At 62.3% G+C, this 9,159-nt stretch carries 9 protein-coding genes; 5 read left to right on the top strand and 4 right to left on the bottom strand.

What is annotated here, in order from left to right:
* The 3 genes from F6S12_RS27790 to F6S12_RS27780 form a co-directional block, all read right to left on the bottom strand.
* On the bottom strand, positions 1-669 hold a 669-nt coding region (locus tag F6S12_RS27790), incomplete at its 3' end, for an ABC transporter permease (RefSeq protein WP_315869551.1).
* A gap of 65 nt (positions 670-734) precedes the next feature.
* Positions 735-1,487, bottom strand: a complete 753-nt coding sequence (locus tag F6S12_RS27785) for an ABC transporter substrate-binding protein (RefSeq protein ID WP_053155975.1) — start codon at positions 1,485-1,487, stop codon at positions 735-737.
* A gap of 13 nt (positions 1,488-1,500) precedes the next feature.
* A complete protein-coding gene (locus F6S12_RS27780) occupies positions 1,501-2,274 on the bottom strand; it encodes an ABC transporter ATP-binding protein (RefSeq protein WP_011058719.1) in 774 nt (257 codons plus the stop codon).
* Between the two features lie 565 nt (positions 2,275-2,839).
* Here F6S12_RS27780 and gabP point away from each other — a divergent pair.
* From gabP to F6S12_RS27765, 3 genes are all read left to right on the top strand, one after another.
* Positions 2,840-4,231, top strand: coding sequence for a GABA permease (gabP, locus tag F6S12_RS27775; protein WP_011058720.1), 1,392 nt, complete (start codon positions 2,840-2,842; stop codon positions 4,229-4,231).
* Between the two features lie 187 nt (positions 4,232-4,418).
* On the top strand, positions 4,419-6,449 hold the full coding sequence (locus F6S12_RS27770; RefSeq protein ID WP_315869550.1) for a DKNYY domain-containing protein: 2,031 nt from the start codon (positions 4,419-4,421) through the stop codon (positions 6,447-6,449).
* Positions 6,450-6,807: 358 nt separating this feature from the next.
* Positions 6,808-7,128 carry a hypothetical protein gene (locus F6S12_RS27765; protein ID WP_011058722.1) on the top strand — a complete coding sequence of 107 codons (321 nt, stop codon included), beginning with the start codon at positions 6,808-6,810 and terminating at the stop codon, positions 7,126-7,128.
* 82 nt (positions 7,129-7,210) lie between these two features.
* Here F6S12_RS27765 and F6S12_RS27760 read toward each other — a convergent pair whose 3' ends face one another.
* The gene (locus tag F6S12_RS27760) at positions 7,211-7,621 is read right to left on the bottom strand and encodes a hypothetical protein (RefSeq protein WP_011058723.1); all 411 of its coding nucleotides are present in this window, start codon (positions 7,619-7,621) and stop codon (positions 7,211-7,213) included.
* Between the two features lie 259 nt (positions 7,622-7,880).
* Between F6S12_RS27760 and F6S12_RS27755 the strand changes: the two genes are divergently transcribed.
* Together F6S12_RS27755 and F6S12_RS27750 are read left to right on the top strand one after the other, a co-directional pair.
* Positions 7,881-8,606, top strand: a complete 726-nt coding sequence (locus F6S12_RS27755; protein ID WP_019093890.1) for an IclR family transcriptional regulator — start codon at positions 7,881-7,883, stop codon at positions 8,604-8,606.
* A gap of 18 nt (positions 8,607-8,624) precedes the next feature.
* On the top strand, positions 8,625-9,159 hold a 535-nt coding region (locus F6S12_RS27750), incomplete at its 3' end, for an arginase family protein (RefSeq protein WP_315869549.1).

The following is a 9,159-nucleotide window of genomic DNA, read 5'->3' as shown; positions in this document are numbered from 1 at the left end:
GGCGGCGCGTTTTTCCAGGAAGTGCATGCCGGTCATGGCCAGCACGGTCAGGCCCAGGTACATGAAGGCCGCGACCATGAAGAAGGTGAAGGGATGCTTGGCGAAGGTCACGGCGTTCTGCGCGTGGCGCATGATTTCTTCAAGGCCGATCACCGACACCAGCGCGGTGTCCTTCATCAGGATCATGAACAGGTTGCCCAGGCCCGGCAGGGCGATGCGCCACATCTGCGGCAGGATCAGGCGGCTGAATATCCGAAACTTGGAAAGGCCCAGCGCGGTGCCGGCCTCGCGGTGGCCCTTGGGGATGGCCAGGATCGCGCCACGAAACACTTCAGTGGCATAGGCGCCAAAGCACAGCCCGAGGGCGATCACCCCGGCGAGAAACGGACTGAGGGCCAGATCGGGGTTGCCGAAATGCTCGCCCAGCGCGCTCATCATGTTCACCGTGCCGTAGTAGATCAGCAGCACCCACAGCAGTTCCGGGACGCCGCGCACGATGGTCGAATAGGTTTCGCCAAGCCAGCGCAGTGGCTTGTACGGGGAAGTCTTGGCCAAGGCGCCGAGCAGGCCGAGCACCAGTCCCAGGCATAACGCCGAGAGGGCCAGCTTGACGGTCATCAGCGCGCCGGCGGCGAGCGCCGGGCCGAATCCGTAGAGATCGATATTCATGGGGTCTGGATGGCTTTGCTAAGGACCGGCGCCCAGGGGGCGAGCGCCGGTCAGGCAAGTCAGTATCAATAGATGCTGAACGGGAAGTACTTGTCGTTGATCTTCTTGTAAGTGCCGTCGGCCACGATTTCTTTCAGGGCGGCGTTCAGCTTCTCGCGCAGTGGATCTTTCTTGCGCACGGCAATGCCGATCTTGTCGCTTTCCACCATAGGCTCGCCCTTGAACTCATAAGGCTTGCCCGCGTCGCTCTTGAGCCATTCGTAGTTGACGTACTTGTCGGCCAGGATCGCGTCCAGGCGGCCGGACGTCAGGTCCAGGTAGGCGTTTTCCTGGGTGTCGTAGAGCTTGATGGTGATGTCGTCGCCCAGGTTGTCTTCCAGCCAGGTGCCGGCCAGGGTCGCCCGTTGCGCGCCGATGATCTTGCCCTTGAGCGAGGCCTTGTCGGTCTTGAACTCGGTTTTGTCTTTAGGGGCGATGAACTGCAGCTTGTTGGAGTAGTACGGGTCGGTGAAGTCCACCGCCTGCTTGCGCTCATCGGTGATCGACAGCGAGGAGATCAGGAAGTCGAACTTCTTCGCGTTCAGGGCCGGAATGATGCCGTCCCAGTCGGAGGTGACCACGGTGCACTCGACTTTCATCTTGGCGCACAGGGCGTCGCCGATGTCCTTGTCGAAGCCCACGACCTGGCCGCTGGCGTCCTTGTTGTTGAACGGTGGGTAGGCTGCTTCGATGCCCATCTTCAGGGTCTCGGCGGCAGCGCTGGCGCTGAAGGCCAGGGTGACGGCAGCGGCCAGGAGGATTTTCTTATAGCTCTGCATGCGTGTAGCTCCGTTAGCGGTTGCTGGACATGAATTGTTTGCAGCGTGCCGAAAGCGGGTTCTCGAAGACCTGCTGTGGCGATCCTTGCTCTTCTACCAGACCCTGGTGCAGAAACACCACTTCGCTGGAGACCTGACGGGCAAAGCTCATTTCGTGGGTGACCAGCAGCATGGTGCGGCCTTCTTCGGCGAGGGCGCGGATCACGTTGAGGACTTCCTGGACCATTTCCGGGTCCAGGGCCGAGGTCGGCTCGTCGAACAGGATGACTTTGGGTTGCATCGCCAGGGTTCGGGCGATGGCGGCGCGCTGCTGCTGGCCGCCGGACAGCTGTGCCGGGTAGGCGTGGCGCTTGTCGGCGATGCCGACCTTGGCCAGCAGCGCCTCGGCCACTTCGATGGCCTCGGCCTTGCTCTGGCCCAGCACCCGGCGTGGCGCCTCGATGATGTTGTCGAGCACGCTCATGTGCGGCCAGAGATTGAAATTCTGGAAGACGAACCCGATTTCGCTGCGCAGGCGGTTGATCTGCTTGCCGTCGGCGGCTACCAGCTCGCCGTTTTTCGCGGCCTTGAGCTTGAGCTCTTCGCCGGCCACCAGGATCTGGCCCTGGTGCGGGTTTTCCAGCAGGTTGATGCAACGCAGGAAAGTGGACTTGCCGGAGCCGGAGGAACCCAGGATCGATATCACGTCACCGTCGCGTGCGGTCAGCGAGATACCCTTGAGTACCTCCTGAGTGCCGTAGCGTTTGTGCAAGTTGCGGATTTCAAGCGCGGGCGTGGCCTCAGCCATGTGCGGTCCTCATTGAGTTCATTGTGCTCCTGCTGTTGGGCGGCCTTCCTGGCGAGGCGCCAAGCTAGCATAGGGTTCCAAGCGCAGCCAACAGCGCTACCGGAGGTAAACAGACGGTGTGTGGCAGGTTGTCGCATCAGCACAGAAGACTGTCGCCCCATCAACAACCGAACGCCTGTTTGAACCCTGGATCCGCCTGAAATCCGGTAGGTGTCGCGTAAAAAAAGGCGCGATGGTGCCAGCTTTGGCCGGGTGTTGGAAGGGTTAACGGGCCAAAGGTCATGGATCTGCACTCTAATCGCTCATCGGCTGCTTTTCGGGTGTGTTTTTGGTGCGTCATTTCGTCCTGCAAGTGAGTCGGCCGGTAACGAAATGGCGAAATGCCATTGTTCTCAATGACTTGGGATTTCCATCGGTCGGCTCGCCAACCCTTGTTGCCCGGGGTTCTGTAACATTTTGGCGCAATTCTTGCGTGCGATATAAAGAACGCCCTGTTGGATTCTTTTTACGAGAACGAATGCAGACCGGGTGGAGTTACTCTTTTTTCGTTGCAAAGGTGCTTTTCATGAGCGGTACGCAACTCTCCAATGACCTCGAACAGGGGCTCAAACCGCGGCATGTGACCATGCTGTCGATTGCCGGCGTGATCGGCGCAGGCCTCTTCGTCGGCTCCGGCCACGCCATTGCCGAAGCCGGCCCCGCCGTGCTGCTGGCCTATGCCGCCGCCGGCACCCTGGTGGTGCTGGTGATGCGCATGCTGGCGGAAATGGCCGTGGCTTCGCCGGACACCGGATCGTTCTCCACCTACGCGGACCGCGCCATCGGCCACTGGGCCGGTTTCACCATCGGTTGGCTGTACTGGTGGTTCTGGGTGCTGGTGATTCCCCTGGAAGCCAACGCTGCCGCGACCATCCTGCATGCCTGGTTCCCCAACGTGGCGATCTGGGTCTTCACTCTGGTGATCACCCTGCTGCTGACCGCCACCAACCTGTTCAGCGTGAAGAACTACGGTGAGTTCGAGTTCTGGTTCGCCCTGATCAAGGTGGTAGCCATCATCGGCTTCGTGATCCTCGGCCTCGCCGCCATCTGCGGCCTGCTCCCCAACAGCCAGGTCAGCGGCGTATCGCATCTGGTGGACACCCAGGGCTTCATGCCCAACGGCATGGGCGCGGTACTGGCCGCCATGCTGACCACCATGTTCTCCTTCATGGGCACCGAGATCGTCACCATCGCCGCGGCGGAATCCCACAACCCGGGCAAGCAGATCTCCAAGGCCACCAATTCGGTGATCTGGCGGATCGGCCTGTTCTACCTGGTATCGATCTTTATCGTTGTGGCCCTGGTGCCGTGGAACGACCCGAGCCTGGCCCAGGTCGGCTCCTACCAGACCGTGCTCGACCGCATGGGCATCCCCAATGCCAAGCTGATCGTTGACCTGGTGGTGCTGGTGGCCGTGACCAGTTGCCTGAACTCGGCGCTCTACACTGCCTCGCGCATGCTGTTCTCCCTGGGCAAGCGTGGCGATGCCCCGGCCGCCGCCAAGCGCACCAACGCCAGCGGCACGCCTTACTGGGCGGTGATCCTGTCCACCGCTGCGGCCTTCCTCGCGGTGTTCGCCAACTATGTCGCTCCGGCGGCGGTGTTCGAATTCCTCCTGGCCAGCTCCGGCGCCATCGCCTTGCTGGTGTACCTGGTGATTGCCGTCTCGCAACTGCGCATGCGCCACAAGCGCATGGCTGCCGGCGAGAAGATCGCCTTCCGCATGTGGCTGTTCCCGGGCCTGACTTACGCTGTGATCGTGTTCATCGTCGCGGTGCTGGGCATCATGCTGTTCCAGGAAGAGCACCGGGTGGAGATCCTCGCCACTGGCCTGCTGAGTGTCATCGTCATCGCTGCCGGCCTGATGGTGGCCCGTCGGCGCAAGGCCGAGCGCAATGGTGCCCTGGCACTGAACTGACGGTTTGCTCCGCTCTTTATGAAAAGGCCGCGCTCAGAAATGACCGCGGCCTTTTTCATGTCCGGATGCAACTTGGGGGGGGCTGCTGGTGGCGGGCAGAGGCTCGCTCGTGGCCTGGCGACGGGGCGCTTTACCCACCCGGGGCGCCTGCTGATAATCCGCCACTCGGTTAGCTTGGGATGTAGCGATGAAAGACCTGGATATGGATGATGCCGAGTGGGAACTGCTCGACCTCGAATGGCATCAAGGGTTCGCCTTCGTGGAAGGGGCCCTGTTGGTGGAGGAGCGAGCCCGGGACGTGTACCTCATGCTGCAGCGTGAAGGGCGGACCCCGGCTGAGCAGGCTTGCCAGGCCGCGACCGAGCAATTCCCGGCTTCCCCCCTGGTAGAGGGCGAGCCGCTCTGGCGACATCGTGTTCATCGGCACCTGCTGCGTGATGCGCGGGCCGATTATTATGCGTTGCCCCGTTACTTCGCGCGTTATGGCTACCACCCGTTGCAAGCCTTGCCGGTGCGTGTGTGTCGGGGCTTGCAGAGCCTGGGCCATGACCATTGGCGTGATCAGTGCCGTGCCTACTTCTGTCATGACTACGGGCAGGAGGTGATCGACGGCGCGCAGCCTGAGCGCCTGGCGCTTGTGCACCCGGTGCCAGAAAACTGGCCTGCGGGGTCGGTGCTGTTCAGTGACGGGGACAAGGTCTTCCTCGGCGCCCGAGCGATCGCCAGCGCGGAGCAGCAGGTACGCGGTACCAACCATCCGGCTTATCAAGTGATCAGCGGCCAAGTCTGCCGGGGCGGCGTTGTGCTGCATCAGAAGGACGGTTCGCCGTTGCCGATTGCCAATCCGGATGGCTTCCAGATGCTGGCCTGGCGCTGGGGTACGGATGGGCATTCGGTGATCGTCCAGGCGCAGCAGGGCTCGAGCATCGCCTATGAGTATTTCTACCGCATCGACAACGTCGATCTGGCGACTTTCAGCGTGCTCAACGAGCGCTACGCCAAGGACGCACGGCGGGCTTATTACCTGACCGGAAAAACCCTGCGCTATGTCGGTGACTTCCGCCTGCTGAACCGTGTTCAGTCGGTGTTCGATGCCGGTGGCCGGATCTTGAGCCAGAGTGAAGCGGCGGACCCGTACTTTGCCGTGGATGATCAGTTCGTCTACCGCAATGGCACCCGCCTGCGTGGTGCCGATGGCCCGAGTTTCCGTCACCTGGGATTCGACTACTACGCTGACCGGCATCGCGTCTACCGGCGCAGCAAGCCGCTGGACGTGGATGTAGAGAGTTTTGTAGTGGCCCAGCTGGAGCGTGGCGAAGGCAACTATTCGCCGTTGCTGGTGGGTGACAGGCACGGCCCGCTCGGTTCGGATGGGGTGATCGATGACACCATGCTGCAAGAGTGGTCGGCGTACTTCGAGGCGCATCCGCAGTTGCAAGATTATTGGTGGCATCGCTTGCAGGCACCATCGGCGTCAACAGCCCAGGCCTTGCGTTCCATCGGCTCCGGGTTCGAGCTGGGGAGCCAGGTGCACTTCCATGGCCGCCCCATCAATGGTCTGGATGCCGGCAGTTTCAAGCTGCTGGACACACACCTGTGTGGCGACGCCAATGGCTTGTACCTGATCCCCTTTCATCGCGCCGAGACCCGGGTGCCGGAGCGATTCTCTTCGGCCTGCGCCGATCATTACCGTGCCCTGGGCGGCCCGTACCTGACAGATGGCCAGAGGGTTTTTTGCCACAGTGTCTTTTATCAGGTGCCCGAGCCTATGGCCAAAGCGGATCTGGCCAGCTTCGAGTCATGCGGGCATGGCTGGGCCCGGGACAAGGGGGCGGTGTATTACTACGGCGCAAGAAAGAAGCCCCTCGACCCGGCGCACACTCGCGTCATGGGCAGCTACGCCTTCACCGCGACACTGATGTTTGCTGCCGGCAAACCGCTGGAGGTGGAATTCAGCCCGGAGGAAGTGATGGTTCCTCATCCGGACTTTCTGCAATTGGGCACGCGCAAGCTGTTCTGTGGCCGGCGGCCGGTGAGTGCCAAGCGCATCGACCTGGCCAGCCTGGAGTTTGTCGCGGACCGCTATGCTCGCGACAAACAGCGTTTCTACCAGTACGACGGCTACGCGACACTCAGCGAAATCAGCGCCGAGCAGTACCACCAGGCACTGAAGAAGGCCCCGGCAGGGGACGCCGGCTCTGAGAGTTTGGCGTTCTGAAAGGCAAAAAAGGCTGCCGTCAGCATTGACGGTGGCCTTTTTGCTGGATTTGTGACTTGTTACATGGCGTTTCATGGACAGCCCGCTGGCGAAATAGTAGCCTGCGCGCTCTTCGATAAGAGCTCTTGCGTGCCAGCGTGAGAGGAGCTATGGAATAGCGCTGTATTGCAAGGGATTGAATGCTTGTCGGGGCCCTGAATCCGCCTTCTGCCTCTGTCCCTTGTTCCCTGCGTAGCCGCCATGGTTCCTGAGTGTCAGCGCCTGCCTGACAGTCCCGGCTCGAAGAACGAGCATTCAGGGTTCAATGGTGATCGCCCGGCCATTGGTCCCTTAAAGAAAGGGCGGCAAGGAGACGCGCATGGCGTTCACTAAAATCATCTTCAAAAACCCGAACACCGGAGCCATCAAGGAAGCGCCAGTTGGTTTCTCCTGGACCGTGTTCTTCTTCGGCTTCATCCCGGCACTGTTCCGCGCCGACTGGAAATGGGCTGCCATCATGTTCCTGCTGGCCATGTTCACCTTCGGCCTGAGCAACCTGGTGTTCATGTTCATCTACAACAAGCTGTATGTACGCGACCTGATCGGTGCAGGCTTCAAGGCCCAGTCCATCGCCAGCGGCGACCTGAACTTCGCCAGCTCGCGCATCGGCATGGAAATCCCTCGGCTGGAAGCTGCCTGAGCATCACGCCAGGCTGTTTAGCTGAAACGGAAAAGGGCGCATTCATTGCTGAATGCGCCCTTTTTTCATGCCCGGAAGAAACTCAGCCTTCGGCGCTGAACAGTGCCTGGGATGCGGCCATGTAGTCGGCCTGGAAGGCCTCGGACTCGATCCAGGCCAGGGCCGTGGCCTCGTCGGCCTCGGTGGACCAGTTACGGTATTCGATCAGCGCCGCAAGGATGAAGTCCGTGGCGCCCTGTTCGCCCTCCTGCTCATAGACCAGTTCCAGCAGCGGGTCCGAGAGGAAGACCGTGCACAGCGCCTGCTGGCTGGTTTTCTCGGCGTCGCGCATCTTCACGAACAGCTCGGTCAGGTCCACCGATTCGAAGTCGATGCGGCTGTCGTTGGGGTCCAGTTCCAGCTCCGAGGTCGGTGCAGTGCGCTTGGCGCGGTTCTGCTTGGCCTTGGCCTTTGCCCGGGCGGCACGTTTGTGTTGTTTGTCGATCGATGCCATGGGCGTCTTACCTTGTTGCGCAAAGGGGCGGCGCTCGCGGATTCGGGGCGAACGGCCGGTCAGGCGGGAAAGGATGCCAGCAAATCGCTGCGCTGGCACCCGCCAAGGCCTCAAGGCGGGTACCGACGATCCTGCATGGGCCGAGGTCCATTGCGGCGCAGCACCTGTGCCAAAGGTTTTTTGCAGCCTTTTCCCACTGCCTGGGAATCTGATTTCATTTGCCGGGAAACTCCATGCACCATGGCTGCAAGAGGCCGCTATGCACTACCACACGCCCACTGACCGTCTGCTGCAAATACTCGTGGCCCTGGGGCAATCCCCGGAGGCCATGTCTGCCAAGGAGCTGTCGCTGAACCTGCAGCAGCCCCTGAGCAGCACCTATCGCCACCTCAAGACCCTGCTGCGCTGGGGGCTGGCCCAGGACAATGGCCAGGGCCGTTACCTGCCAGGGCCCGCTTGCCTGCAACTGGCGAAGAAGTTCGACCGCGAAGGCCTGCTGGTGACCCTGGCCAAGCCGGAGCTCAACCGTCTGGCCGAACTCAGCCAGGAAAGCGTCGCGCTGATGGTGCCAAGCAACGGGCAGGCGATCTGCATCGAGCTGGTGGACAGCCCGCAGCCCTTGCGCTGCTGCTACCAGAAAGGCCTGGCGCAGCCGCTGCTGCTGGGCGCCTCGGCCAAGGTGTTGCTGGCCTACATGGAGCCTGAGCTGTGCTTGTCGATCCTGCGCCAGCAGGGCGTCGAGGAGGCGGATTTCGCCGCGCACCTGGACAGCTACGGGGCCATTCGCGCCGCCGGGCATGCGGTGAGCCTGAGCGAGATCGATCTGGGCATCTGGGGTGTCAGCGCGCCCTTGCTGGACAGCCGTGACCGCTTGCAAGGCGCCATCAGCCTCATGGCCCCGGCGTTCCGCGCCGAACAGCGCAGTGAGCGGCTGATCCGCTGGACCCGCGAAGCGGCCCAGCGCCTGAGCGCCCGACTGGATTGAATTGACTGGAGCAAGACCATGATCAGCACCGCCCCCATGCACCTGTGGCAGGGTCGTATCGACCTGGCCGAAGGCCTTGCCGCCCGGCGCTGGCACCAGTGGGTGCAGCCCTGGGCCGAACAGCAGCCGGCGGGTATCGCCTTGCTCGGGCTGGCCTGTGACGAGGGGGTCAAGCGCAACCAGGGGCGCACCGGTGCCAGCCAGGGCCCGGCAGCCTTGCGCGCGGCCCTGGCCAACCTGGCCTGGCACGGCACCGGCCCGCTGTACGACGCAGGGGACGTGACCTGCACCGACCACCACCTGGAAAGCGCCCAGCAGCGCTACGCCGAGCGCCTCGGCCTGTTGCTCGAACAGGGGCACCTGGCCCTGGGGCTGGGCGGTGGTCATGAAATCGCCTTTGCCAGCTTCAGTGGCCTGGCCGATCACCTGCGCCGCCAACAGCCCTGCCCGCGCATAGGCATTCTCAATTTCGATGCCCACTTCGATCTGCGCCATGCGCCGCAAAGCAGTTCGGGCACGCCGTTCCGGCAGATCGCCGAGTACTGCCGGCAGG

It is taken from the genome of Pseudomonas sp. JV245A (genome assembly GCF_032424515.1).
Classification (GTDB): Bacteria; Pseudomonadota; Gammaproteobacteria; order Pseudomonadales; family Pseudomonadaceae; genus Aquipseudomonas; species Aquipseudomonas protegens.
This window is presented reverse-complemented; position numbering and strand designations above follow the sequence as displayed.

Coding starts and splice junctions, on each gene's coding strand:
- F6S12_RS27780 (WP_011058719.1), bottom strand. CDS start 2,274: ATGGCTGAGGCCACGCCCGCGCTTGAAATCCGCAACTTGCACAAACGC.
- F6S12_RS27755 (WP_019093890.1), top strand. CDS start 7,881: ATGCACTACCACACGCCCACTGACCGTCTGCTGCAAATACTCGTGGCC.
- F6S12_RS27765 (WP_011058722.1), top strand. CDS start 6,808: ATGGCGTTCACTAAAATCATCTTCAAAAACCCGAACACCGGAGCCATC.
- F6S12_RS27785 (WP_053155975.1), bottom strand. CDS start 1,487: ATGCAGAGCTATAAGAAAATCCTCCTGGCCGCTGCCGTCACCCTGGCC.
- F6S12_RS27760 (WP_011058723.1), bottom strand. CDS start 7,621: ATGGCATCGATCGACAAACAACACAAACGTGCCGCCCGGGCAAAGGCC.
- F6S12_RS27770 (WP_315869550.1), top strand. CDS start 4,419: ATGAAAGACCTGGATATGGATGATGCCGAGTGGGAACTGCTCGACCTC.
- gabP (WP_011058720.1), top strand. CDS start 2,840: ATGAGCGGTACGCAACTCTCCAATGACCTCGAACAGGGGCTCAAACCG.